Annotated in this window: 23 protein-coding genes; 11 read left to right on the plus strand and 12 right to left on the minus strand. The window is 66.7% G+C overall.

Annotated elements, in window-relative coordinates; genetic code table 11:
* Positions 1–88 precede the first annotated feature (88 nt).
* Entirely contained in the window at positions 89–1,090 is a 1,002-nt protein-coding gene (locus tag ACF8LI_RS06390) for a helix-turn-helix transcriptional regulator (RefSeq protein WP_074921003.1), read from the plus strand.
* Here the strand turns inward: ACF8LI_RS06390 and speB are convergent.
* Positions 1,087–2,157: an agmatinase gene (gene speB / locus ACF8LI_RS06395; protein ID WP_016451242.1), complete on the minus strand. Its 1,071-nt coding sequence runs from the start codon at positions 2,155–2,157 to the stop codon at positions 1,087–1,089. The two genes, ACF8LI_RS06390 and speB, sit on opposite strands and share 4 nt — an antisense overlap.
* A gap of 14 nt (positions 2,158–2,171) precedes the next feature.
* Positions 2,172–3,560: a sodium:solute symporter gene (locus tag ACF8LI_RS06400; protein ID WP_392414728.1), complete on the minus strand. Its 1,389-nt coding sequence runs from the start codon at positions 3,558–3,560 to the stop codon at positions 2,172–2,174.
* Positions 3,561–3,791: 231 nt separating this feature from the next.
* Between ACF8LI_RS06400 and ACF8LI_RS06405 the strand changes: the two genes are divergently transcribed.
* Positions 3,792–4,685 (plus strand): LysR family transcriptional regulator, encoded by an 894-nt coding sequence (locus ACF8LI_RS06405; protein ID WP_016447656.1) that lies wholly within the window; start codon positions 3,792–3,794, stop codon positions 4,683–4,685.
* 21 nt (positions 4,686–4,706) lie between these two features.
* Here ACF8LI_RS06405 and ACF8LI_RS06410 read toward each other — a convergent pair whose 3' ends face one another.
* Positions 4,707–5,615: an AEC family transporter gene (locus tag ACF8LI_RS06410; protein WP_252652837.1), complete on the minus strand. Its 909-nt coding sequence runs from the start codon at positions 5,613–5,615 to the stop codon at positions 4,707–4,709.
* A 327-nt stretch (positions 5,616–5,942) separates the two neighbouring features.
* Here ACF8LI_RS06410 and ACF8LI_RS06415 point away from each other — a divergent pair, with 327 nt between their 5' ends.
* From ACF8LI_RS06415 to ACF8LI_RS06425, 3 genes are all read left to right on the plus strand, one after another.
* Positions 5,943–6,905 (plus strand): tripartite tricarboxylate transporter substrate binding protein BugE, encoded by a 963-nt coding sequence (locus tag ACF8LI_RS06415; RefSeq protein ID WP_016447654.1) that lies wholly within the window; start codon positions 5,943–5,945, stop codon positions 6,903–6,905.
* 77 nt (positions 6,906–6,982) lie between these two features.
* Positions 6,983–7,966, plus strand: a complete 984-nt coding sequence (xerD, locus tag ACF8LI_RS06420) for a site-specific tyrosine recombinase XerD (RefSeq protein WP_046240923.1) — start codon at positions 6,983–6,985, stop codon at positions 7,964–7,966.
* Between the two features lie 131 nt (positions 7,967–8,097).
* On the plus strand, positions 8,098–9,096 hold the full coding sequence (locus tag ACF8LI_RS06425; protein WP_016447652.1) for a tripartite tricarboxylate transporter substrate binding protein: 999 nt from the start codon (positions 8,098–8,100) through the stop codon (positions 9,094–9,096).
* A gap of 96 nt (positions 9,097–9,192) precedes the next feature.
* Here the strand turns inward: ACF8LI_RS06425 and ACF8LI_RS06430 are convergent, their stop codons facing one another.
* The 3 genes from ACF8LI_RS06430 to ACF8LI_RS06440 all read right to left on the minus strand — a co-directional run bounded on the left by ACF8LI_RS06430 (position 9,193) and on the right by ACF8LI_RS06440 (position 12,813).
* Positions 9,193–10,482, minus strand: a complete 1,290-nt coding sequence (locus ACF8LI_RS06430) for an EAL and HDOD domain-containing protein (protein ID WP_016447651.1) — start codon at positions 10,480–10,482, stop codon at positions 9,193–9,195.
* A gap of 58 nt (positions 10,483–10,540) precedes the next feature.
* Positions 10,541–11,818, minus strand: a complete 1,278-nt coding sequence (locus tag ACF8LI_RS06435; protein WP_016451246.1) for an EAL and HDOD domain-containing protein — start codon at positions 11,816–11,818, stop codon at positions 10,541–10,543.
* Positions 11,819–12,006: 188 nt separating this feature from the next.
* Positions 12,007–12,813: a ferritin-like domain-containing protein gene (locus ACF8LI_RS06440; RefSeq protein ID WP_046240924.1), complete on the minus strand. Its 807-nt coding sequence runs from the start codon at positions 12,811–12,813 to the stop codon at positions 12,007–12,009.
* A gap of 54 nt (positions 12,814–12,867) precedes the next feature.
* Here ACF8LI_RS06440 and ACF8LI_RS06445 point away from each other — a divergent pair, with 54 nt between their 5' ends.
* Together ACF8LI_RS06445 and ACF8LI_RS06450 are read left to right on the plus strand one after the other, a co-directional pair.
* The gene (locus ACF8LI_RS06445; RefSeq protein WP_252652839.1) at positions 12,868–13,392 is read left to right on the plus strand and encodes a gamma carbonic anhydrase family protein; all 525 of its coding nucleotides are present in this window, start codon (positions 12,868–12,870) and stop codon (positions 13,390–13,392) included.
* Positions 13,393–13,427: 35 nt separating this feature from the next.
* The gene (locus tag ACF8LI_RS06450) at positions 13,428–14,420 is read left to right on the plus strand and encodes an Hsp33 family molecular chaperone HslO (RefSeq protein WP_017404370.1); all 993 of its coding nucleotides are present in this window, start codon (positions 13,428–13,430) and stop codon (positions 14,418–14,420) included.
* 12 nt (positions 14,421–14,432) lie between these two features.
* Here ACF8LI_RS06450 and ACF8LI_RS06455 read toward each other — a convergent pair whose 3' ends face one another.
* From ACF8LI_RS06455 to ACF8LI_RS06480, 6 genes are all read right to left on the minus strand, one after another.
* Entirely contained in the window at positions 14,433–14,861 is a 429-nt protein-coding gene (locus ACF8LI_RS06455; RefSeq protein WP_017404371.1) for a hypothetical protein, read from the minus strand.
* Between the two features lie 175 nt (positions 14,862–15,036).
* The gene (ftsB, locus tag ACF8LI_RS06460; protein ID WP_017404372.1) at positions 15,037–15,315 is read right to left on the minus strand and encodes a cell division protein FtsB; all 279 of its coding nucleotides are present in this window, start codon (positions 15,313–15,315) and stop codon (positions 15,037–15,039) included.
* Positions 15,316–15,379: 64 nt separating this feature from the next.
* Positions 15,380–16,666 (minus strand): phosphopyruvate hydratase, encoded by a 1,287-nt coding sequence (gene eno / locus ACF8LI_RS06465; protein WP_012206907.1) that lies wholly within the window; start codon positions 16,664–16,666, stop codon positions 15,380–15,382.
* Between the two features lie 238 nt (positions 16,667–16,904).
* The gene (locus ACF8LI_RS06470) at positions 16,905–17,195 is read right to left on the minus strand and encodes a DUF1330 domain-containing protein (protein ID WP_016447644.1); all 291 of its coding nucleotides are present in this window, start codon (positions 17,193–17,195) and stop codon (positions 16,905–16,907) included.
* A gap of 3 nt (positions 17,196–17,198) precedes the next feature.
* Positions 17,199–18,056 carry a 3-deoxy-8-phosphooctulonate synthase gene (kdsA, locus tag ACF8LI_RS06475; protein ID WP_016447643.1) on the minus strand — a complete coding sequence of 286 codons (858 nt, stop codon included), beginning with the start codon at positions 18,054–18,056 and terminating at the stop codon, positions 17,199–17,201.
* 41 nt (positions 18,057–18,097) lie between these two features.
* Entirely contained in the window at positions 18,098–19,756 is a 1,659-nt protein-coding gene (locus ACF8LI_RS06480) for a CTP synthase (protein ID WP_016447642.1), read from the minus strand.
* 102 nt (positions 19,757–19,858) lie between these two features.
* Here ACF8LI_RS06480 and coaBC point away from each other — a divergent pair, with 102 nt between their 5' ends.
* The 4 genes from coaBC to ACF8LI_RS06500 all read left to right on the plus strand — a co-directional run bounded on the left by coaBC (position 19,859) and on the right by ACF8LI_RS06500 (position 23,029).
* Positions 19,859–21,082, plus strand: a complete 1,224-nt coding sequence (gene coaBC / locus ACF8LI_RS06485) for a bifunctional phosphopantothenoylcysteine decarboxylase/phosphopantothenate--cysteine ligase CoaBC (protein WP_338500040.1) — start codon at positions 19,859–19,861, stop codon at positions 21,080–21,082.
* 17 nt (positions 21,083–21,099) lie between these two features.
* On the plus strand, positions 21,100–21,621 hold the full coding sequence (locus ACF8LI_RS06490; RefSeq protein WP_203400536.1) for a hypothetical protein: 522 nt from the start codon (positions 21,100–21,102) through the stop codon (positions 21,619–21,621).
* 70 nt (positions 21,622–21,691) lie between these two features.
* Positions 21,692–22,141, plus strand: coding sequence for a dUTP diphosphatase (gene dut / locus ACF8LI_RS06495; RefSeq protein WP_017404378.1), 450 nt, complete (start codon positions 21,692–21,694; stop codon positions 22,139–22,141).
* A 63-nt stretch (positions 22,142–22,204) separates the two neighbouring features.
* The gene (locus tag ACF8LI_RS06500) at positions 22,205–23,029 is read left to right on the plus strand and encodes a hypothetical protein (RefSeq protein ID WP_392414727.1); all 825 of its coding nucleotides are present in this window, start codon (positions 22,205–22,207) and stop codon (positions 23,027–23,029) included.
* Positions 23,030–23,035 lie beyond the last annotated feature (6 nt).

Consider the following 23,035-nt stretch of genomic DNA (forward strand, 5'->3'; position numbering starts at 1 on the left):
ATCGACTTCCCCGCACAGCCCCTCACAAAAACAGGCCGCGCGCTGCGCGCCGGGCGAGGAATGTATGACATACAACCGGTGGTCCACGATGCATGTCGCCCCCCTGGGGCGAGCGCAATTCTGGAGCGATGCCAGCCGTGAGGCGCAGATGCCGCACACGCCCCTGGTGGCGCGGCCCGAGCGCTTCGAGGCCGTGCTCACATCGCGTGGCGTGGGCGCGGTGGTGTTCAACCGCATCCAGATGGCGGCGGGCCACGGCATGCAGCGCCTGCAGGCGGGTTGCCAGCGCGCGAGCCCGGCCAGCCTGCTGTGCCTGCTCTACCTCAAGGGCCGCGCCCGGGTGTCTGCGCTCGATGGGCCGGGCGCGGCGGTTGCGGGCGGCGAGTCGCATGCGCAGCCCGGCCAACTGTTCCTGCTGGACGAGCGGTGCGGCTACCGCATCTGGCAGGACGAAGCCGTGGACCTGCTCGTGCTGGCCGTGCCGCTGGCGCTGATCGATTCGTGCGCAGGCATGGCTTCGCAACTGCTGGCACGCAGCCTGCCTGACTGCGCGTCGTTGCAGCTGCTCGTCCAGCAGATGCAACTGATCCATGCATGGCAGGCTCCCCTGCCCGAGGGCGAGTCCGCGCAGCTGTCCGATCTGGTCATCAACACCTTGAAGACCGTGCTGCAGGCTGGGGCCGAAAGGGCTGCAGCCCGGCCTGACGCGCCCATGCACGTGCTGTTGTGCCGGGTGCGCCAATTGATCGCCCGCCAATATCCGGACCCGGCGCTGGGGCCGGAGCGCGTGGCATCGAGGCTGGGACTTTCCGTGCGCTCGCTGCAATCGCGGCTGTCGCGCGAAGGCACCAGCCTCAGCGCCGAACTCATGGACTATCGACTGGAGCGCGCCCATGCGCTGCTGCGCGCAGCGAAGCCGGGAACGCTGGGCGTCACGGAAATCTCGCAGCGCTGCGGCTTCAACTCGCTCGCGCATTTTTCCCGGCGCTTCAGGGCACGCTACGGCAGCACGCCGCTGGAGCTGCTGCGTGAGCCGGGGGCGGAGGGCATGGGGCCGTCCACCTGGCACGGGGACGGGGCGGGCACCTAGACAGGGCTTGCGGCGCCTCGGTCGGCGTGGCGTGCGCAGATCAGGCTGAGGATTTCGAACAGCATCTGCGCGCCCGCGTGGGCGGTGTTGGTGGTGGCGTCGTAGGCGGGCGAGACCTCGACCACGTCACCGCCCACGATGTGGATGCCGGCCAGGCCGCGCACCATGGCCTGGGCTTCGCGCACCGTCAGGCCTCCCACCTCGGGCGTGCCCGTGCCGGGCGCAAAGGCCGGGTCCAGGCAGTCGACGTCGAAGGAGACGTAGACGGGCGCATCGCCCACCACCTCGCGTGCACGGGCAATGACGCCGTCCACGCCCAGGGCGGGAAGGTCCTCTGCGTGGATCACCGTCATGCCCGACTCGTAGGAGAACTCCCAGAGATATTCGGCCGCGCCGCGTATGCCGATCTGGATGGTCCGCGTGGGGTCGAGCACGCCATCCAGCACGGCCTGGCGAAAGGGGCCGCCGTGGTGGAAGCGGCTGCCGTCGAAGGGGCCGCCAGTATCGCAGTGGGCATCGAAGTGGACCAGGGCCAGTGGCCGGTCGCGGCCCAGCGCGCGCAGTATGGGCAGGGTAATGGAGTGGTCTCCGCCCGCAGACAGCGGAATCACGCCGGCCGCATGGATCTTCGCGAAGGCCGACTCTATGTCGCGGTGCGACTGCTCCAGGCTGTAGCGGCTGGATAGCGGCACGTCGCCGATGTCCGCCACGCGCAGCTCGCGCGTGGGCGCGGATCTGAGTACATGGTTGTAGGGGCCCACGCGCTCTATCGCGCGCAGCGCCCTGGGCCCGAAGCGGCAGCCGCTGCGGTTGCTGATGCCCAGGTCCATGGGCACGCCGATCAGCGCGGCCTGCAGTTCGCCGAAGTCCGGGCGGCTCCAGTCCATGGGGTGCATGGGGGCATCCAGCAGCGTGGGAATGCCTGCGTAGGGTGCGCTGCGCGTGCCGCTGGCGTCGATGATGTGGGCGGCCACGGTGCGGAAATGCGGATCGTGGATGACGGACTCGTTGTCTCCGCCGAAGCGCGCACGCAGCGCCGCCAGCCTGTCTGCAGTAAAGAGGGTCATGGGTGTCCCTTGGTTCAGGATTGGATGCCCGACAGGGAGCGCTGCTGCGAGCGCTGCGCCAGGCTGATGAGGATGAAACTGGCCGTGCTCATGGCCAGGCTGGCGTAGATCGGCGTGTTGGCGGCTAATCCGTCGCGGACCATGAAGACCACTGCCGTGGCGCAGCCCAGCAGCATGCTGGCAATGGCGCCGGCCGTGGTGGCGCGGCGCCAGTAGATGGCGCCGATCAGCGGCACCAGCATGCCGCCCACGAGCAGGTTGTAGGCGGTGGTCAGGGCGTTGAGCACGTCGTCCACCACCAGGGCGATGCCCAGCACGGCAAGGCCCACCAGCAGCGTCAGCAGCCGGTGCCAGCGCACATCGGCCAGCGGCTTGCCTTGCCGCAGCAGGGGCACGAGGTCTTCGGCCAGCACGGTGGAGCCCGCCAGCATGGCCGCGCTGGCGGTGGACATCATGGCGGCCAGCGCGGCAGCGATCACCAGGCCGCGGACGCCGTCCGGCAGGCTGGCCTGCACGATGGCGGCAAAGGCGTTGTTGGGGTTGTCCAGTTCCGGCAGCAGCACCCGCGCCGCCATGCCCACCAGGGCGCCGATCAGCCCGTAGACCACGCAGTACAGGCCGGCGAGGCTGCCCGCCACGGCGGCCACGCGTTCGCTGCGGGCCGTGAACACGCGCTGCCACACGTCCTGGCCGATCATGATTCCGAAGAAATAGATCACGAAGTAGGTGGCGATGGTGTCCCAGCCGATGTGTGTGACATCGAAGCTGGACGCAGGCAGCCGTGCAACCAGCTGGTCCCAGCCGCCCACGCGGTACAGGCAGATGGGCAGCAGGATCAGCATCAGGCCCGCGGTCTTGATCACGAACTGCACGATGTCCGTCAGCGTCAGCGACCACATGCCGCCCACGGCCGAGTAGATGACCACGACGCCCCCGCCCACCAGGATGGAGATCCACAGAGGCAGGTCGAACAGCACCTGCATCACGGTGCCGATGGCGATCACCGACGTGGCCGCCAGCATCAGCGCATAGGCCAGCATCACCAGTGCGCTGGCCTGCTGGGTGCGGGCGCTGTAGCGCCGCTCCAGCACCTGGGTCACGGTGCAGATGCGCAGCCTGAGCAGGGGCTTGGCCAGGAACAGGTTCAGCACCAGCAGGCCCGCACCCAGAGCCGCGCACAGCCACAAGCCCGAGATGCCGTACACGTAGCCCAGGCGTACCGTGCCCACCGTGCTGGCCCCGCCGATCACCGTGGCAGCCATGGTGCCCATGTACAGGCCCGGCCCGAGGTTGCGGCCCGCCACGAGAAAATCCTCCTGCGTCTTCGCGCGGCGCATGCCGTACCAGCCCAGCAGCAGCATGGCTGCCGCGTAGATCACTACCACCGAGATATCAAGCACCATGGTCTCTCTCCCCTTTTGTTCCGACCCCGTGTGCAGGGTCCTTCTGAAACAGCGGTATTCACGCAAGTGAATGTCACGGACCGCCCCTCTTGTTCTGCGCTGGCAGCGTGCTTCGGTGAACCGAAGCGCGCCGCAACAGCCGTGAATGCTAGACAGCAGCCGGGCTTGCATCCATTTCAAGTTCCATCTACAAACATCGATGAACATCGATCTTTGCTGAGTGAAAACCCCATGCTCCATACCGTTTCAGATCTCGACCTGCGGCTGCTGCGCGTTTTTCTGGCCATCGTCGACGCGGGCGGTGTATCGGCTGCGCAGGCCATTCTTGGCGTGGGGCAGTCCACGCTCAGCAGCCAGCTGTCCACGCTGGAGACACGCCTGGGGTTCAGCCTGTGCGAGCGCGGGCGCGGCGGCTTTCGCCTGACGGCCAAGGGCCGGCGCTTCGTCGACCTGGCCCGCGCTGCGCTGCAGGGCCTGGAAGGATTCAGCGCGCAGGCGCGCAACATGCACAGGCAACTGGTCGGCAGCCTGGCCATCGGCCTGATCGGCAATGCACCCACGGAATACAACGCGTTGATGGGGCGGGCCATACAGCGCTTTCGCCAGCGCGACGAGGCCGTGCGCCTGTCTGTGCTGGTGCGCGGGCCGCGCGAGCTGGAGGAAATGCTGCTGCGCGATGAGCTGCAGGTCGCCGTGGGCTATTTCCTGCACCGCGCCCCGGCGCTGGAATACACGCGGCTGTTCAGCGAAAGGCAGGTGGCCTATTGCAGCGCCAGCCATCCCTTTGCCGCGCGCGCGGGCCGCATCGGCGCGCAGGAGGCGGGCGAAGCCGACTGGACCTGGCGCACCTATCCACTGCCGCAGGCGCCGCTGACGGGGCGCCCGCGCCATGTCACCTCGGAGGCGGACAACATGGAGGCGGCCGCCATCCTCATCCTGTCAGGCGCCCACCTGGGCTACCTGCCAGAACATTACGCAGCGCCCTATGTGGCTGCCGGCCTGCTGCATGCGCTGGACGAATCCCTCTTCAGCTATGACGTGGACATCACCATGGTGGCCAGGAAGCGCGCACGCCAGGACGACATCACGGCCGCCTTCACGGACGACATGCGTGCCGTGCTGTAGGGGCGCCGTGGCACAGCGGCATCAGAACTGCAGCAGGCTCAGCGCAAAGGGCAGGCTGAGCACGCCCAGCAGCGTGGACAGCGTGACCAGCCCCGCCACATACGAGCCGTTGTAGCCCATGCGCGCGGCCAGCACATAGCATGACGATGCGGTGGGCAGGGCCGAGAAGGCCATGAGGATCAGCGCCTGCGCACCGCTGAGGCCAAATGCCCGCACCATGGCATAGGCGATCAGCGGCTGCACCAGATGCCGCACGGCCAGCAGGCACACGGCCAGCAGCTTGCCGGCGGCCAGCGCGCCGAACTGCATGCCGGCGCCGGCCGACATCAGGCCCAGCGCGATGGAGGCTGCGCCTATGCGGGAGACTGACGGCTCGATCAGCGCGGGCAGCTTCAGCCCCAGCGCGCTGAACACCAGGCCCGACAGCGTGCCCACGATCAGCGGATTGCGCACCAGTTGCCCCAGGAAATGCTGGTTGCTGCCGCGCGCCATGGGCCAGACGGCCGCGATATTGCACAGCGGCACGCTCACGCCGATCAGCACCGAGATGAACAGCAGGCCCTCAGGCCCCGCCAGCCGGCTGGCCAGCGCCAGGCCGATGAAGGAGTTGAAGCGAAACGCCACCTGCACGGCGCCGGCATGCTCGCGTGTGTCGATCCGGCCGCGCAGGCCCGGCCACCAGGGCAGGCTGTAGGCCAGGCCGATGCCGACCAGGGCCGCACACACGCCAGCGGCCAGCAAGTGGGAGGTGGCACCCCAGTCCACCGGGCTCTTGACGATGGAGTGGAACAGCAGCACCGGGAACAGCAGGTAGTACACCAGCGCCTCCACCGCCTGCCATACCGTGCGATTGAGCTGTGTGAAGCGGCACAGCACGTAGCCAAGCACGATGAGCGAAAAATCGGGGAAGAGCAGCACGGCGTAGTTCACGGGGGCTGAGCATAAGCGCAACCCCGCAGTCGCCGCGTCTCCCGAGAAACCATGGCGCGAGGCTAGGGGTAAACACCGGGAAATCAGTGCTGCGACAAACTGTGACAACCGGGCCCCGGGCCTTAGCATCGCTGGGGTCCACACAGCCGATCCGAAAGCGCAGGTCCTGACGACCGTCAAGCGCGCAGCGGGCTCCAGGCCCCAACATGGCTGTTCCGTGGCAGCGTTTGCGAGCCTTCATTTCGCAGACCATCCATCCGCAGGCACGGCCTTGCGGATGTCCATGAAAACCTCTTCGTCAACACGACCCCCAAAAGGAGATCCTGTATGAATCGTCGCAGCTGGATGGGACTGACCCTGGTCCTCGCAAGCACCGGAGCCCTGGCCCAGGCCTACCCCACCAAGCCGATCAAGCTGGTGGTGCCCTTCGCCCCCGGTGGCACGACCGACATCATCGCCCGCGTGATCGCCGAACCCCTGACCAAGGAACTGGGCCAGCCCGTGGTGGTGGACAACCGCGGCGGCGGCGGTGGCGTCATCGGCGCCATGGAAACCGCGCGCTCGCAGCCCGATGGCTACAGCCTGGGCATCGCCACGGTCTCGACCACGGCGACCAACCCCGCGATCAACCCCAAGATCTCCTACAACACGCTGACGGACTTCACGCCCATCATCAACGTGGCGGCCACGCCCAACGTGATTGCGGTGAACCCCAAGTTCCCTGCCAAGGACTACAAGAGCTTCGAGGCCGAACTCAAGAAGTCCCAGGGCAAGTACTCCTATGCGTCCTCGGGCACGGGCGGCATCCAGCACATGCTGATGGAGCTGTACAAGAGCCTGACCAACACCTTCGTCACCCACATCCCCTACCGCGGCGCGGGCCCTGCGCTCAACGACGTGGTGGCGGGCCAGGTGCCCATGGTGCTGGACAACCTGCCCTCGGCCCTGCCGTTCATCAAGGACAACCGCCTGGTGCCCATCGTGGTGGCCGCGCCCCAGCGCCTGGCCGTGCTGCCCAATGTGCCCACCTTCAAGGAAGTGGGCCTGGAGCCGGTGAACCGCATGGCCTACTACGGCATCCTGGGCCCCAAGAACATGCCCAAGGATGTGGTGGACAAGATCAACGCCGCCGTGCGCAAGGTGCTGCAGGACCCGGCCGTGCGCAAGCGCATCGAGGACACGGGCTCCCTGGTCATCGGCAACTCGCCTGAAGAGTTCGCCAAGCAGATCAAGGAAGAGTACGAGACCTACAAGAAGGTGGTTGCCCAGCAAAAACTCACGCTGGAGTAAGCACCGCCCAGAGCGGTTGGATCAGAACCCGAGGCTCCTTGCGGACCTCGGGTTTTTTTCGTTGTAGGCTTGATGGGATGTCCCAAGTGCCTGCCGCTTCCATCGTGTCCCCCTCGGTTGCCGAAGCCGAACCTGCTGCCGATCCTGCATCCTGGCCCGCGCCGCTGCCGGCCAGCCTGGATGCGCTGGACCTGTTCATGGATGCGCTGCTGCTGGAAGACGGGCTGTCGCGCAATACGCTGGCGGCCTACCGCCGCGATCTGACGGCCTGGGGGCGGTGGCTGGCGCACCAGCGGCCGCCGCTGGCGCTGGATGCGGCGGGCGAGCTGGAACTGCAGGGCTATTTCGCGGTGCGCGTGGAGCAGACCAAGGCCAGTTCTTCCAACCGGCGGTTGACGGTGCTGCGCCGCTACTACCACTGGGCGCTGCGCGAGCAGCGCATTGCGGCCGATCCCACGGTGCGCATGCTGGCGGCACGGCAGCCGCCGCGCGTGCCGCATACGCTGACGCAGGCTCAGGTGGAGGCGCTGCTCAAGGCGCCCGATGTCGATACGCCGCTGGGCCTGCGTGACCGCGCCATGCTGGAGCTGATGTACGCCAGCGGCCTGCGCGTGAGCGAGCTGGTGGATCTGCCGATGCATGGCATCGATCTGCGCTCGGGCGTGCTGCGCGTGACCGGCAAGGGGCAAAAGGAAAGACTGGTGCCTTTCGGCCAGGAGGCACATTGGTGGCTGGAGCGCTATCTGGCCACGGCGCGCGGTGCCATCCTGGGCGGGCAGCGCAGCGATGCGGTCTTCGTGACCCAGCGAGGGGCTGCGATGAGCCGCGTGATGTTCTGGGTCATCGTCAAGCGCTGTGCGCAGATGGCCGGCATTGCGGCACCGCTGTCGCCGCACACGCTGCGCCATGCCTTCGCCACGCATTTGCTCAACCACGGCGCTGACCTGCGCGTGGTGCAGATGCTGCTGGGCCATGCCGATATTTCCACCACCACCATCTACACCCATGTGGCGCGCGAGCGGCTCAAGGCGCTGCACGCTTTGCACCATCCGCGTGGTTGATTGGATGTGGTCGGTTCGCCGGATTGCCTATTTCTGGCGTTGAAACCGTCGAAGTGGCAAAGCCCGCCTCGGGGATATGTGCTTTGCACAACAATCACCGCCGTGTTCGATGTGTTTCTGCGGAGTTCTCGATGACTGATTTCCTGCGCCGGCATGTGCTGGTGACTTCCATGCTGGCGGCGACGGTGGCTGCCGCGGCCCTGCCGATGTCTGCGTCGGCTGCCGATGCGGCCTGGCCCAGCCGGCCCATCCGCGTGGTGGTTTCCTACCCGGCCGGCGGCGTCAGCGATGTGGTGGCCCGCGCCCTGGGCGAGAAGCTGGCCGCCCGCCTGGGCCAGCCCGTGGTGGTGGACAACAAGGCCGGCGCCGGCGGCGCCATCGGCCTGGACCTGGTGGCCAAGGCCGCACCCGATGGCTACACGCTGGGCTTTTCCTCCATCAGCCCGCTGACGCTGAGCCCGCACCTGGGCAAGCCCCTGTTCGATCCGCAGCGCGACCTGGTGCCCGTGACCAGCGTGATGTACTCGCCCGTGCTGCTGCTGGGCACGGCCCGCTCCACGGCGGCCGACTTCAATGCGCTGGTGGCCCAGGCCAAGGCGCAGCCCGGCGAAGTGCGCTGGGCCACGGCCGGCCTGGCCTCGCTGGGCCACATCATGCTCGAGCAGATCATGCATGCCTCGCAGGTCCGGATCACGCACATTCCCTACAAGGGCGGCGGGCAGCAGCTCAATGACGGCCTGAGCGCGCAGTTCGAAGTGCTGTCCACCAATGCCGGCCCGGCCGTTTTGCAGCACATCAAGGCGGGCAAGTTCAAGGCCCTGGCCGTGGGCGCACCCCAGCGCCTGGAGTCGCTGCCCGGCGTTCCCACGCTGGCCGAACTGGGCTACAAGAGCGCCAACATGACCTCGGTGTTCGGCATCTTCGCGCCCGCTGGAACGCCTGCGCCCGTGCTGCAAAAGCTCAATGCCGAGATCAACCAGGTGCTGGCCCAGCCGGACATGCGCGCCAAGCTGGAGGCCACCGACAACGTGGCCATGGGCGGCAAGGCCGAGGACTTTGCACGCCAGATCGAGGCCGAGTCCCAGTCCAACGCGCGCATCATTCGCGCAGCCGGCATCAAGCTCAATTGATGGAGCGCAGGGCGCCACCGGCGCCCATGCAAAAAGGGCTTGCAGCCGTCATGGCCGCAAGCCCTTTGTCTTTGGTGCCGGATGTGCAGGGCCCGCCTATGCCATGGGCTCGTCCGCCGTGAGATTGTCGGCCCAGGCCAGGGCCTGCAGATGCGCCCAGTTGACCTGGTGGTTGGACAGCTGCAGTGCATTGGCTGCGCGCGCGAAGCCTTCGTCATCGCCGCTTTCGCAGGCACGCGTCAACTCCAGGAAGGGCGCGAACACGCCCTTGTTGTGCACCAGCGCATCGATCACGGGCTGGGGCAGGGCGATGGACTCCAGCGCCTTTTCCATGGGCTGGCCCAGCATCACGTCCAGCAGCGAGAACACGCCGACCACGAAGGCGTTGTCGCACTCCTCGGGCGAGAGCAGCTCGGCCGTCAGCAACTCCATCAGGCGCCCGCGCACCACGGCGGTCTGGCCCACGGCCGGCGGCGTGCCGCCCGCGCGCGAAGTGGTCAAAAGCAGGGCCGCCCAGCGGAACAGCTTCTTGAGGCCCAGGATCATCACCGCGTGGCGGAACGAGGTGATCTCGCACGACAGGCCGAAGCCCGAGGAGTTGATGAAGCGCAGCAGGTTGAAGGACAGCGTGGGATCCTTCTTGAGCAGGGCTTCGATCTCGTCCGTGCTGGCCTGCTGGCGCACCAGATTGATCAGCTGGATGATGGTGGCCTGCGTGGGGCGGATGGTGCGCGCCTGCACGAGTTGCGGCTGGGCGAACCAGAAGCCCTGGAACAGCCGCACGCCCAGGTCGCGCATGCGCTCGAACTGCTCGGAGGTCTCGACCTTTTCGGCCACGATCTGGGCATTGGTATGGGCGCGCGCGAACTTCACCAGGGTCTCGGCATCGGCCAGTGCGAAGGTCTGCATGTCCAGCTTGATGAAGGCGGCCGCAGGCAGCCAGCTGGCATAGGCGCGGCGCAGCAGGTGCTGGTTGAAGGCCAGGCGGAAGCCGCGCTGGCGCAGGGCCTGGAAGGTGGGCAGGCGTTCCTCGATATCGGCAGCCGTGGCGTTCTCGCCCAGCGTGGGCACCTCCAGCACCACCTTGTCGGGGTGGATCAGTTCCAGGTGGCCGCCGGCCAGGCTGTCATGCGTGCAGTTGATGAAGACTGTCTTCTTGCCCACCAGCGCTTCGGCGCCCGCATACGACAGCGCATTGAAGAGCAGGGCGGCATCGGAGGCAGCCGTGTGCGCATGCTGGGCCGTGGAGCGGTCGAAAAGCTCATAGCCGAAGACATCGCGCGCCTCGTTGACGATGGCCTGGCGCGCAATGACGGCCACCTGCCCGTCCTCCACCCCGGCTGGCAGGGGGGGCGGCGGAGCGGAGGAGTTGTCGTTGGTAGTCATTTGGAAGCTGAGAAAGATGGATGAGCGATGGCTTTCGATGGCGTTCTATAGCTTATAGCTATAGCGAGCTGTCTGCCAGTTGGTCGGTCCAGGCCAGGGCCTGCAGATGGGCCCAGTTGATCTGCTGGCTGCTCAGGCGCAGCGCGCCTGCGCTGCGGTGGAAGGCTGCATCGTCGCTGGCTTCGCAGGCCTGGGCCAGGATCAGCAGCTCGCCCAGCACGCCTTCGTGGCGCAGCACGGCGGCGGAGACGGCGTCGGGCACGGGGATCAGGCTCATGGCCACGTCCTGCGGCAGGTCCAGCATGCTGCCCAGCAGCGAGAAGATGCCGACGACAAAGGCCTGGTCGGAGTCTTCCTCGCTCAGCGATTCCTGGGCCAGCAGCTCCATCAGTCGCCCGCGGATCACGGCGGTCTGGCCGATGGCCGGCGGCGGGCCGCCGTTGCGCGATGCGGTCAGCAGCATGGCCGCCCAGCGGAACAGCTTCTTGAGGCCCATGAGCATCACGGCCTGGCGGAACGAGGTGATCTCGCGCTGCACGCCGAAGCCCACGGAATTGATCAGGCGCATCAGGTTGAAAGCCAGGCCCGCATCCTTCTTGAGCACATCCTCGATGGCATCTGTGCTGGCCTGCTGGCGCACCAGATTCAGCAGCTGGACAATGCTTTGCTGCGAGGGCGACAGCAGCTTGGTGCGCACCACCGTGGGCCGCGCGAACCAGAAGCCCTGGAACAGCTGTATGCCCAGGCGGCCCACCTGCTCATGCTGCTGGGCGCTTTCCACCTTCTCGGCGATCAGCTCGGCGCGCGTGTGGCGGCCGGCAAAATTGACCAGCACGGCCAACTGGTCAGGGGCCAGCACGGACAGGTCGAACTTGATGTAGTCGGCCAGGGGCAGCCAGGCTGCATAGGCGGACTCCAGCACCGTGTGATTGAAGGCCAGGTTGAAACCGCGTGCGCGCAGATTGCTGAGGATGGGCAGGCGGGCCTGTACCTCCTGCTGGGCGGCCAGGCCCAGCGGCGGTATCTCCAGCACCACCTTGTCGGGGTTGAGCAGCTCCAGATGCCCGCCGGCCAGGCTTTCATGCGTGCAGTTGACGAACATCAGCTTGGTGCCAACCAGATCTTCTTCGCCCGCATGCGACAGGGCCGTGAACACCAGGGACACATCCGAGGCCGCCGTATGGTCCGGGTAGGCGCGCGAACGGTTGAAAAGCTCATAGCCGATGATCTGCTGCACCCCGTTGACGATGGCCTGGCGCGCAATCATTCCCCGATCCGTGGACGCGGGGCTGGCCACAGGGGCATCGTTGAAGAGATGGACAGGCAATTCGGTCATGGAGTGTTCGGTCGAAGGGACACGGGAAGCAGCAGATCTGATTGTAGGAATGTTCTGAATAAATATGCCGACAGGCAGTGTCTGCTGGGACAAGTCCGATTGCGGAGTCGGACCCATCCTAGTTTGTAAACCATTGTGTGGCTTCACGAGCGGCCTGGGCCTGTCCGCACGGCGCAGGCAGGCTTTCTTCAGACCTGCTGCAACCAGGCCAGTTCAGTATCGGTGAAGCCTGCGGCGCGGCGTGCGCGTTCGTTGAAGGGCGGGCGCAGGCGCGGCGCCTCGTAGCGCAGGGTCAGCGCCTGGTAGTGGGCCTCGGGCTCCAGGCCTTCGCGCTCGCACAGCCAGCGGTACCAATGATTGCCTATGGCCACGTGGCCCACTTCCTCGCGCAGGATGATGTCGAGGATGTCCACCGCCGCCAGCGCATCGGGCGCACGCGTGTTGCGCAGCTTGTTCTGGATCTGGGGCGTGGCGTCCAGGCCTCGTGCCTCCAGCGTGCGCGGCACCAGGGCCATGCGGGCCACCACGTCATGGGCGGTCTTCTCGCACATGGTCCACAGGCCCTGGTGGGCCGGGAAATCGCCGTAGTCGTGGCCCAGGTGCGCGCGCAGATGCTCGCGCAGCAGGCGAAAGTGCTTGGCCTCCTCGGCGGCCACCTGCAGCCAGTCCAGGTAGTACTGCTGCGGCATGCCGTCAAAGCGCCAGACGGCGTCCAGCGCCAGATTGATGGCGTTGAACTCGATGTGGGCTATGGCGTGGATCAGCACGGCCCGGCCTTCCGGCGTCGCCGGCGAACGCCTTGCAACGGCGGTGTGGTGGCGCAGCTCGGGCCGCAGCGGGCGGCCCGGCAGGTCCGGCGCGGGATCCGGCAGGGCCGGTGCCTGCGGTGCTATTGAATAAAGCGCCTGCCGCGCATACATGTCCAACGCGGCGGCGGCCTTTTCTTCGGGGTCCGTGAGGCACAAGACCTCAAGGGCGCGGTGACGTAACTCCATCCCTACAATTCTAGGTTTCCTGCCATCACCAATAATTGACGGAGACAAAGACCCATGGCGATCTATGAACTGGATGGAGTGGCCCCTGAAGTGGCGGCGTCGGCCTGGGTGGCCGACAGCGCCGAAGTGGTGGGCAATGTGCAGCTGGCCGAAGACGCCAGCATCTGGTTCGGCGCCGTGCTGCGCGGCGACTGCGAGAGCATCACCATCGGTGAGGGCAGCAACATCCAGGACGCCAGCGTGCTGCATGCCGACCTGGGCAAGCCGCTGGTCGTGGGGCGCCACGTGACCGTGGGCCACCAGGTCATGCTGCATGGCTGCACCATTGGCGACGAGTCGCTGATAGGCATCGGTGCCGTGGTGCTCAACGGCGCGAAGGTCGGCCGCAACTGCCTGGTCGGCGCAGGCGCCCTCATCACCGAAGGCAAGGAATTTCCCGATGGCTCGATGATCATCGGCAGCCCGGCCAAGGCCGTGCGCCAATTGACGCCCGAGCAGATCGAGGGCTTGCGCCGCAGCGCCCAACACTATGTCGACAATGCGCGACGGTTCAAGACCGGGCTGCGCAAGCTGGGCTGAGCGAGGCCCGGCACTTTTTTACGGAATCCATCAGCGTGTCTGAACTGCATAAATTCATCTTCGAAGGCCTGCCCGTGCGCGGCTCCATCGTTCGCCTCACCGATGCCTGGCAGGAAATCCTGCAGCGCCGCGCGGGCAACGGCGAGACCGGCGCCTACCCCGCTGCCGTGAGCGAACTGCTGGGAGAAATGGCGGCTGCGGGCGTGCTCATGCAGTCCAATATCAAGTTCAACGGCGCCCTGGTCTTCCAGGTCATGGGCGATGGCCCGGTCAAGCTGGCTGTGGCCGAGGTGCAGTCCGATTTCGGCCTGCGCGCCACCGCCACCCTGATCGGCGACCCTCCCGAAGGCGCCACGCTGGAACAACTGCTCAATGTGCACGGCGGCGGCCGCTGTGCCATCACGCTGGACCCCAAGGGGCGCCAGCCGGGCCAGCAGCCCTACCAGGGCGTGGTGCCGCTGCAGGATGCGCAGGGCCGGCGCTTCACCAAGGTGTCCGATGCGCTGCAGCACTACATGCTGCAGTCGGAACAGCTGGACACCGTGCTGGTGCTGGCGGCCGACGACCAGGTGGCCGCCGGCCTGCTGATCCAGCGCATGCCGGTCAAGGGTGAGGCCAACCTGGCCGCTGCCACCGAAAGCGAGCAGTCGGGCCAGGATGCCATCGGGCTGAACGAGGACTACAACCGTATCGCCACGCTGGCCTCCAGCCTCACGCGCGACGAGCTGCTCACGCTGGATGTGGAGACCATACTGCGCCGCCTGTTCTGGGAAGAGAAGCTGATGCGCTTCGTGCCCCAGCAGGACGAGGAGCATCCGCGCTTTGCGTGCACCTGCAGCCGTGACCGTGTGGCGTCCATGCTGGTGTCGCTGGGCTCCGAAGAGGTGGAGAGCATCCTGGAGGAGCGCGGCAGCATCGAGGTGGGCTGTGACTTCTGCGGCAAGCAGTACGAATTCGATCCCATCGACGCAGCCCAGCTGTTCACCGAGGCCGGCAAGCAGCCGCCGACCTCGACGAACGTCCAGTAAATACGCCCGGCTTCAGTCTCGCCCGCTGCGCAGCGCGTCGAACAATCGCCGCTCGCAGTCCGGGTCGCTGCATTGCTCGCAGCCGTAGGGGCGAAGGCGCGCGCTGCCTTGCGCGGGGCTTGCGGGCAGCCAGGACCAGTCCATTTGCGGAGCCTTGAGCCTGAGCGACTCGGCCAGCTGTTGCCATTGCCGGGCGGTATTGCCGTAGAGCACCACGTAGTCGCGTGACTGGCTTTGCAATTGGTCGCGCCAATGCTGGAGCTGTGCGGCAGGGCCATCGCTCACCCCTTCGTGCTCGGTGACGGAGGCTCTCCAATCCAGTCCGAGCAGGTAGACGGCCCCATGTTCCGGCAGCGACTGCCCCGGCTCGGCCGCCAGGCATTGCCAGTCGGCAGGAGATGCTCCGTGGTGCCGCCAGGCCTGGCGCAGTGCATGGGCCATGGAAAGCGCTAGCGCGGGTGGCGATCCCAGAAGAATCACCGGGGGCGGGGGCAAGCGGTCTGTGTCCAAGTACCTGTCTCGGCTTGCGCGCAGGCCCGGGCAAGGGGCGCAGGCGCCTTGTTGCAAAAACACAAGGCCGGCATGAAGCCGGCCTTGGTGCAGGAAATCCCAATCCTCAGCGCCGCACGATCTGCACGAAGATCTCGTTGGGCTTGACCATGCCCAGTTCGCTGCGGGCCTTCTCCTCGACCATGGCCAGGCCGTCCTTGAGGTCGTTGACCTCGGAGGCCAGGCGGTCATTCTCGGCTTTTTCCAGCGCGTTGGCCACGTTCTGGTCGTGGATCTGCTGCTGCAGTTCCTTGACGTAGGCCACGCTGCCGTGGCCCAGCCACAGCTGCGCGTGCACGGCAGCCAGCAGGGCGAGCAGGACAATGGGGACGACGCGGTTGACCATGGGGGCAGATATCGCTGACAGGAAAAAGGCTTGCAGGCCCGATGGCTTGCAAGCCTAACGCTTTTCAGCGCAGGTTGTAGAAAGCCTCGCGGCCGGGGTAGTGGGCGATGTCACCCAGGTCTTCCTCGATGCGCAGCAGCTGGTTGTACTTGGCGATGCGGTCCGAACGGCTCAGCGAGCCGGTCTTGATCTGGCCTGCGTTGGTGCCCACGGAGATGTCGGCAATCGTCGAATCCTCGGTTTCACCCGAGCGGTGCGAGATCACGGCCGTGTAGCCTGCGCGCTTGGCCATTTCGATGGCGGCGAAGGTTTCGGTCAGCGTGCCGATCTGGTTGATCTTGATCAGGATGGAGTTGGCGATCTTCTTGTCGATGCCTTCCTTCAGGATCTTGGTGTTGGTGACGAACAGGTCGTCGCCCACCAGCTGGACCTTGGCGGCCAGGCGGTCGGTCAGGATCTTCCAGCCATCCCAGTCGCCTTCGGCCATGCCGTCCTCGATGGAGATGATGGGGTACTTGTCGCACCAGCCGGCCAGCATGTCGGTCCACTGGGTGGCGGTCAGCGTCAGGTTGCCTTCACCGGCCAGCACGTACATGCCGTCCTTGTAGAACTCGCTGGCGGCGCAGTCCAGGCCCAGGGCGATCTGTTCGCCGGCCTTGTAGCCTGCGTTCTCGATGGCCTGCAGGATCAGCTGGATGGCGGCTTCGTGGTTTTCCACGGAAGGCGCAAAACCGCCTTCGTCGCCCACGGCCGTGCTCATGCCCTTGTCGTGGATGATCTTCTTGAGCGCGTGGAAGACTTCGGCGCCCCAGCGCACGGCTTCGCGGAACGAAGGCGCGCCCACGGGGATGATCATGAATTCCTGCAGGTCCAGGCTGTTGTTGGCGTGCGCGCCGCCGTTGATGACGTTCATCATCGGCACGGGCAGCTGCATGCCGCCCATGCCGCCCAGGTAGCGGTACAGCGGCAGGCCGGCCTCTTCGGCAGCGGCGCGGGCCACGGCCATGGAGACGGCCAGCATGGCGTTGGCGCCCAGGCGGCCCTTGTTGTCCGTGCCGTCCAGGTCGATCAGGGTCTTGTCCAGGAAGGCCTGCTCGGAGGCGTCCAGGCCCAGTACGGCTTCGGAGATCTCGGTGTTGATGTGCTCGACGGCCTTGAGCACGCCCTTGCCCAGGTAGCGGCTCTTGTCGCCGTCACGCAGCTCGATGGCTTCGCGCGAGCCGGTGGACGCGCCCGAAGGCACGGCCGCGCGGCCCATCACGCCCGATTCCAGCAGCACGTCGCACTCGACGGTGGGGTTGCCGCGGCTGTCCAGCACTTCGCGGCCTACGATGTCAACGATTGCACTCATGGCATTTCCTTTGCGGTTTTTGAAATCGGTGTGCAGGCGGGTTCCGGTGAGGTTGCGCCCTGGTGCTTGCCGGGCAAGCGGTATGGGTGGTCGGTGGCGTGGCAGGCTGCCGCGCCACCGTGCACGGCCATGCTCCGCGGCGCAGTATCTGCGATCGGGCGGCGGCCATTGTGCACAAATTGGGTGGATGGCTTTGTATGCGCTGCGCTCTTGACGGGCCGGGTATCGCTGGCCGCGGTCAGACGCCCTCGACGCAGACCATGCGCATGATGGCCGCGCCTTCGCGGGCTTCGCGGGCACGCAGGTATTCGGGCGTGTCGTAGAAAGCCTTGGCGGCCTCGAAGCTGGGGAACTTGAGGATCACGGTGCGGCCGGGATTCCAGTCGCCTTCGAGCACTTCGACCTTGCCGCCGCGCACGCAGACTTCGGCACCATGCGCGCGCATGGCCTCGGTGCTCCACTTGCGGTACTCCTCGTACTGCTCGGGCTTGGTGACGGTGACGGACGCAATGATGTAGCCGCTGGCCATGGGTCAGACTCCAAAATCGTTTTCGAGGAAGCCGTTCTTCTTGGTCACGTCGTCGAGCGCGACCAGGGTTTCGAGCAGGGCCTTCATGTGCTTGAGTGGCACGGCGTTGGGGCCGTCGCTGAGGGCGCAGGGAGGATTGGGATGGGTTTCCATGAACAGTCCGGCCACGCCCACGGCCACGGCCGCACGCGAGAGCACGGGCACCATCTCGCGCATGCCGCCGCTGCTGGTGCCGTTGCCGCCGGGCAGCTGCACGCTGTGCGTGGCATCGAAGACAACGGGCGCACCGGTCTCGCGCATGATGGACAGGCTGCGCATGTCCGAGACCAGATTGTTGTAGCCGAAGCTGGCGCCGCGCTCGCAGGCCATGAAGCTGTCCTCGGGCAGGCCGGCCTCCTTGGCGGCGGCGCGGGCCTTGTCGATGACATTCTTCATGTCATGCGGGGCCAGGAACTGGCCCTTCTTGATGTTCACCGGCCGGCCCGACTGGGCCACGGCACGGATGAAGTCGGTCTGGCGGCACAGGAAGGCCGGCGTCTGCAGCACGTCCACGACCTGGGACACGGCCGGGATTTCGGACTCGGTGTGCACGTCGGTCAGGATGGGGACCTGCAGGTCCTTCTTCACCTTGGCGAGGATCTCCAAGCCCTTGTCCATGCCCGGGCCGCGAAAGCTGGCGCCCGAGCTGCGGTTGGCCTTGTCGTAGCTGCTCTTGAAGATGAAGTGGATGCCCAGGGCCGCCGTGATTTCCTTGAGCTGCCCCGCCACGTCCATCTGCAGCTGTTCGGACTCGACGACGCAGGGGCCTGCAATGAGAAAGAAGCGCCGGTCGAGGCCGACGTCGAAGCCGCAGAGTTTCATGGTGGGAATTCCTTGGGAAATGGTGGGCGGCGTTGCGGGGCTCAGGACTTGCGCGGTGCCTTCTGGCGCTCGATCGCAGCCTTCACGAAGGCATTGAACAGCGGGTGGCCGCTCCACGGCGTGGACTTGAACTCGGGGTGGAACTGCACGCCGATGTACCAGGGGTGAACTTCCTTGGGAAGTTCGACGATCTCGGTCAGCTGCTCACGCTGGGTCAGCGCCGAGATCACCAGGCCCGCTTCGCGCAGCTGGTCCAGATACTGGACGTTGGCTTCGTAGCGATGGCGGTGGCGCTCGGTGACCACGTCACCGTAGATGCTGTGGGCCAGCGTGCCGGCCTGCACGTCGGAGGACTGCGCGCCCAGGCGCATGGTGCCGCCCAGGTCGGAGTTCTCGTCGCGGGTCTTGACCGTGCCGTCGGCATCCTTCCACTCGGTGATCAGGGCGATCACGGGGTTGGCGGACTTGGGGTCGAACTCGGTGGAGTTGGCGCCTTCGAGGCCGGCCACATGGCGGGCGTATTCGATGGTGGCCACCTGCATGCCCAGGCAGATGCCCAGGTAGGGCACCTTGTTTTCGCGGGCGTAGCGGGCCGTGGAGATCTTGCCTTCCACGCCGCGCGAGCCGAAGCCGCCGGGCACGAGGATGGCGTCGTACTGCGAGAGCTTGTCGCGCGCATTGGCGTCGCTGATGGTCTCGGAGTCCACATGGGTGATCTTCACGGCTACATGGCTTTGCATGCCGGCGTGCTTGAGTGCCTCGTTGACGGACTTGTAGGCGTCCGACAGCTCGACGTACTTGCCGACCATGGCGATCTTGACCTCGCCCTGCGGGTGCTCGGTCTCGTGGACCAGGTCATCCCAGCGCTTGAGGTTGGTGGGCGGCGTGTTCAGGCGCAGCTTGTCGCAGATCAGGCCGTCCAGGCCCTGCTCGTGCAGCATGCGGGGCACCTTGTAGATGGTGTCCACGTCCCACATGGAGATCACGCCCCATTCGGGAACGTTGGTGAACAGCGAGATCTTTTCCTTTTCCTCGTCCGGCACGCGGTGCTGGGCGCGGCACAGCAGGGCGTCGGGCTGGATGCCGATCTCGCGCAGCTTCTGTACGGTGTGCTGCGTGGGCTTGGTCTTGAGCTCGCCAGCCGTGGCGATCCAGGGCAGGTAGGTCAGGTGCACGAAGGCCGTGTTGTTGGGGCCCTGCTTGAGGGCCAGCTGGCGCACGGCTTCGAGGAAGGGCAGGGACTCGATGTCGCCCACCGTGCCGCCGACTTCGCAGATGGCCACATCCACGGCATCCGGCGTGCCGATGCCGGCGCCGCGCTTGATGTACTCCTGGATTTCATTGGTCACGTGAGGGATCACCTGCACGGTCTTGCCCAGGTAGTCGCCGCGGCGCTCCTTCTCCAGAACGCTCTGGTAGATGCGGCCGGTGGTGAAGTTGTTGGACTGCTTCATGCGCGTTTCGATGAAACGCTCGTAGTGGCCCAGGTCCAGATCGGTCTCTGCGCCATCGTCGGTCACGAACACTTCACCGTGCTGGAAGGGCGACATGGTGCCCGGGTCCACGTTGATGTACGGGTCCAGCTTGATGAGAGTGACTTTGAGGCCGCGCGATTCGAGGATCGCAGCAAGGGAGGCTGAGGCGATTCCCTTGCCCAGGGAAGACACCACACCGCCTGTGACGAAGACAAATTTGGTCATGTCTTTTATTGGTGGTGGTAAAGCAGGATTATAGATGCGCCGCCGAATTCGCCGCGCCGCGCGGGGCTGCTCGGACGTTGCGGCTCTGCTAAATTGCGCGCCATGACTGAAGTGTTCGCTGGTAAACATCTGGTGCTCGGCCTCTCCGGAGGCGTGGCTTGTTACAAATCTGCCCAGCTGGTGCGCCTGCTGGTACAGGCCGGGGCCACCGTGCAGGTGGTGATGACCGAGGCGGCCGAGCAGTTCATCACGTCGGTGACCATGCAGGCGCTGTCGGGCCGCCCCGTCTACGGATCGCAGTGGGACGCGCGCGAGCCCAACAACATGCCCCACATCAACCTCAGCCGCGAGGCCGACGCGATGCTGATCGCGCCCTGCAGCGCCGACTTCATCGCGCGCCTGGTGCAGGGCCGCTCCGACGAGTTGCTGAGCCTGATGTGCCTGGCGCGCCCCATGGACCGCGTGCCCCTGCTGTTGGCTCCGGCCATGAACCGCGAGATGTGGGCACACCCGGCCACGCAGCGCAACCTGGCGCAGGTGGCCGCCGACGGCGCACTGGTGCTGGGCGTGGGAACGGGCGACCAGGCCTGTGGCGAGGTGGGCGACGGCCGCATGCTCGAGCCCGAGGAAATCATGGAGGAGCTGGCCGCCTTCTTCACGCCCAAGCTGCTGCAGGGCCGCCAGGTGCTGGTCACGGCGGGCCCGACCTTCGAGGCCATCGACCCGGTGCGCGGCATTACCAACCATTCCAGCGGAAAGATGGGCTTTGCCATTGCGCGCGCCGCACGCGAGGCGGGCGCCCAGGTGACCCTGGTGGCCGGGCCCGTGCACCTGCGCACGCCGCGCGGCGTGCAGCGCATCGACGTGCAATCGGCGCAGCAGATGTTCGATGCCGTGCAGCAGCAACTGCCCCAGGCTGGCGTGTTCATCGCCACGGCGGCCGTGGCCGACTGGCGCCCGGCCACGGCGTCAGACCAGAAGATCAAGAAGGACGGCTCGGGCCAGACCCCCACGCTGACCTTCGTCGAGAACCCCGACATCCTGGCGGCCGCCGCGCAGTCCGAGCCCGCACGCAGCGGCCGGCTGTACTGCGTGGGCTTCGCCGCCGAAAGCCATGACCTGCTGCAGCACGCCAGCGCCAAGCGCCTGCGCAAGCAGGTGCCGCTGCTGGTGGGCAATATCGGTCCCGCAACCTTTGGGCGGGATGACAATGCCCTGCTGCTGATCGACGAGTCCGGCACCCAGGAGTTGCCGCACGCCGCCAAGTCCCTGCTGGCGCGCCAGCTGGTGGCCGAGATCGCCCGGCGCCTGCCACCCGCCCCTTGACACCATCGAAGGCCCGCATGTCACAGAACACCTACGAAGGTCCCCGCCACGGCGACTATGTGCGCTATGTGGATGAGCTGCTGCGCGCCAGCCCCCTGTACCGCTCTGCGGCTCACGGCTGGATGGCGCAGGGACGCAGCGATTTCACCGACGCGGTGGCCACTCCGGGCGCGCAGTCCCAGTCCGTGGTCGAGCGCGTGCGCGAGCAGGTGCAGGCTGCGGCCGAGAAGGCGCGCATTGCTGCGCAGCAGGCGTCGGTGCCTGCCCTGCCGGGGCGCCCGCCGTCTGCAGGCGACAGGAATGGTGGCAGGGCCGATCGCGGCCGGCAGGCGGCGCGGGCACAGCAAGCCCAGGCCTCCTCCGCCGCCAAGGCTGTCAAGAAGACGGTCTTCAAGATAGGTCCGGGCCAGTTGCTGGGTATCGTGATCGGCCTGATCCTGGCCGTGGTGATTCCGGGCGTCGGCCCCTTCATCTTGCTGCTCACCATCATCAATGCCATCGTCAAAGGCTTTCGCAGCGGGCTCAAGTCGTCCGGGTGACGGCGCGGGGCACAATGCGCGCTTTGCTTTTCAAGAGAGCCTGCCGTGAGGCGCTCCCCAGATTGTTTCCATGAACGTTGATATCAAGATCCTTGACGCGCGCCTGCGCGAGAACATGCCCGCCTACGCCACGCCGGGAAGCGCGGGACTGGACCTGCGCGCCTGCATCGATGCGCCGCTGACGCTGGAGCCCGGCCAATGGCAACTGGTGCCCACTGGCATGGCCATGTACCTCAAGGACCCCGGCTACGCGGCCATGATCCTGCCGCGCTCGGGCATGGGCCACAAGCACGGCATCGTGCTGGGCAACCTGGTCGGCCTGATCGACAGCGACTACCAGGGCCAGCTCATGGTCAGCGCCTGGAACCGCTCGGCCACGGCCTTCACGCTGCAGCCCATGGACCGCCTGGCCCAGCTGATCATCGTGCCCGTGGTGCAGCCCAGCTTCAATGTGGTCGAGGAGTTCGAGTCGGCTTCCGAGCGCGGTGCGGGCGGCTACGGCTCCACCGGCAAGCAATAAGGCTTTCCGCCAGACATCGCCCGCAGCTGCGCTGCCAGGGCATCGCTTCAGGGAGGAGTCCGCATGGCCAGGCCATCCCGGCGCACTCGCCATCGCCCATCCGCGTCGTGGACGCGCGTGGTGCTCACGCAGGAAGACCGCATGCGGCGGCGCCTGCAGCAGCGCCACTGGCTGCGACTGCATGCGGCGTTGACGGGCGGCCTCAGCCTGGCCGGCATGTCGCTGCTGAGCCTGGCCTTGCTGCATGCGGGCGTGCACAGCATGGCGCTGCGCTACGGCGTGGCCCTGGTCTGCGGCTATCTGCTGTATCTGCTGCTGGTACGCCTGTGGGCCGAATGCATGCTGCGCCGCGACTGGGAGGTGTCTGATGTTCCCGATGTGACGCCCGGCGGCAGCGGTTCTTCACCGGCCCGCACGCCGGAGGCTGGCGGATTCGACAGCGGGCAGGGCGGCTCGTATGGCGGCGGTGGCTCCAGCGGCAGCTGGGATGACGGCGGCGCCATGTCCGAGGCTGCTTCCTCGGCCTCGCAAGGCTTTGATCTGCCGGGCATCGATGGGCTGGACGACGGCGCCGTCGTCCTGGTGCCGGTGCTGCTGGTGTTTGCGGCGCTGCTGGTCGCGGTCACGGGCGCCGGGTCGCTGCTGTGGCTGGTCTTTGGGGCCGACCTGTTCCTGGCCGTGGCGGTGGAGGTGGCCTTTGCGCTGCTGATGGCGCGCACGCTCTACGTGGTGGAGCGCGAAGGCTGGCTGCTGGCCGCGCTGCGCCTGAGCTGGAAGCCGGTGCTGGGCGCGCTGGTGGCCGCCGTGGCGCTGGGCGCTGCGGCCGACTGGCTGTTTCCCCAGGCAGACACCCTGGTGCAGGTGCTGCGAGCGCTGAGAGGGGGTTGAGCCGCT

The sequence above is a fragment of the Delftia sp. WSY_12 genome (assembly GCF_043104645.1).
In the GTDB taxonomy this organism is placed as follows: Bacteria; Pseudomonadota; Gammaproteobacteria; order Burkholderiales; family Burkholderiaceae_C; genus Comamonas; species Comamonas tsuruhatensis.

Bases quoted from the DNA above. Each gene is read 5' to 3' on its own strand.
- ACF8LI_RS06390 (WP_074921003.1), top strand. From the start codon at position 89: ATGCATGTCGCCCCCCTGGGGCGAGCGCAATTCTGGAGCGATGCCAGC.
- speB (WP_016451242.1), bottom strand. From the start codon at position 2,157: ATGACCCTCTTTACTGCAGACAGGCTGGCGGCGCTGCGTGCGCGCTTC.
- ACF8LI_RS06400 (WP_392414728.1), bottom strand. From the start codon at position 3,560: ATGGTGCTTGATATCTCGGTGGTAGTGATCTACGCGGCAGCCATGCTG.
- ACF8LI_RS06405 (WP_016447656.1), top strand. From the start codon at position 3,792: ATGCTCCATACCGTTTCAGATCTCGACCTGCGGCTGCTGCGCGTTTTT.
- ACF8LI_RS06415 (WP_016447654.1), top strand. From the start codon at position 5,943: ATGAATCGTCGCAGCTGGATGGGACTGACCCTGGTCCTCGCAAGCACC.
- xerD (WP_046240923.1), top strand. From the start codon at position 6,983: ATGTCCCAAGTGCCTGCCGCTTCCATCGTGTCCCCCTCGGTTGCCGAA.
- ACF8LI_RS06425 (WP_016447652.1), top strand. From the start codon at position 8,098: ATGACTGATTTCCTGCGCCGGCATGTGCTGGTGACTTCCATGCTGGCG.
- ACF8LI_RS06430 (WP_016447651.1), bottom strand. From the start codon at position 10,482: ATGACTACCAACGACAACTCCTCCGCTCCGCCGCCCCCCCTGCCAGCC.
- ACF8LI_RS06435 (WP_016451246.1), bottom strand. From the start codon at position 11,818: ATGACCGAATTGCCTGTCCATCTCTTCAACGATGCCCCTGTGGCCAGC.
- ACF8LI_RS06440 (WP_046240924.1), bottom strand. From the start codon at position 12,813: ATGGAGTTACGTCACCGCGCCCTTGAGGTCTTGTGCCTCACGGACCCC.
- ACF8LI_RS06445 (WP_252652839.1), top strand. From the start codon at position 12,868: ATGGCGATCTATGAACTGGATGGAGTGGCCCCTGAAGTGGCGGCGTCG.
- ACF8LI_RS06455 (WP_017404371.1), bottom strand. From the start codon at position 14,861: ATGGCCCATGCACTGCGCCAGGCCTGGCGGCACCACGGAGCATCTCCT.
- ftsB (WP_017404372.1), bottom strand. From the start codon at position 15,315: ATGGTCAACCGCGTCGTCCCCATTGTCCTGCTCGCCCTGCTGGCTGCC.
- eno (WP_012206907.1), bottom strand. From the start codon at position 16,666: ATGAGTGCAATCGTTGACATCGTAGGCCGCGAAGTGCTGGACAGCCGC.
- ACF8LI_RS06470 (WP_016447644.1), bottom strand. From the start codon at position 17,195: ATGGCCAGCGGCTACATCATTGCGTCCGTCACCGTCACCAAGCCCGAG.
- kdsA (WP_016447643.1), bottom strand. From the start codon at position 18,056: ATGAAACTCTGCGGCTTCGACGTCGGCCTCGACCGGCGCTTCTTTCTC.
- ACF8LI_RS06480 (WP_016447642.1), bottom strand. From the start codon at position 19,756: ATGACCAAATTTGTCTTCGTCACAGGCGGTGTGGTGTCTTCCCTGGGC.
- coaBC (WP_338500040.1), top strand. From the start codon at position 19,859: ATGACTGAAGTGTTCGCTGGTAAACATCTGGTGCTCGGCCTCTCCGGA.
- ACF8LI_RS06490 (WP_203400536.1), top strand. From the start codon at position 21,100: ATGTCACAGAACACCTACGAAGGTCCCCGCCACGGCGACTATGTGCGC.
- dut (WP_017404378.1), top strand. From the start codon at position 21,692: ATGAACGTTGATATCAAGATCCTTGACGCGCGCCTGCGCGAGAACATG.
- ACF8LI_RS06500 (WP_392414727.1), top strand. From the start codon at position 22,205: ATGGCCAGGCCATCCCGGCGCACTCGCCATCGCCCATCCGCGTCGTGG.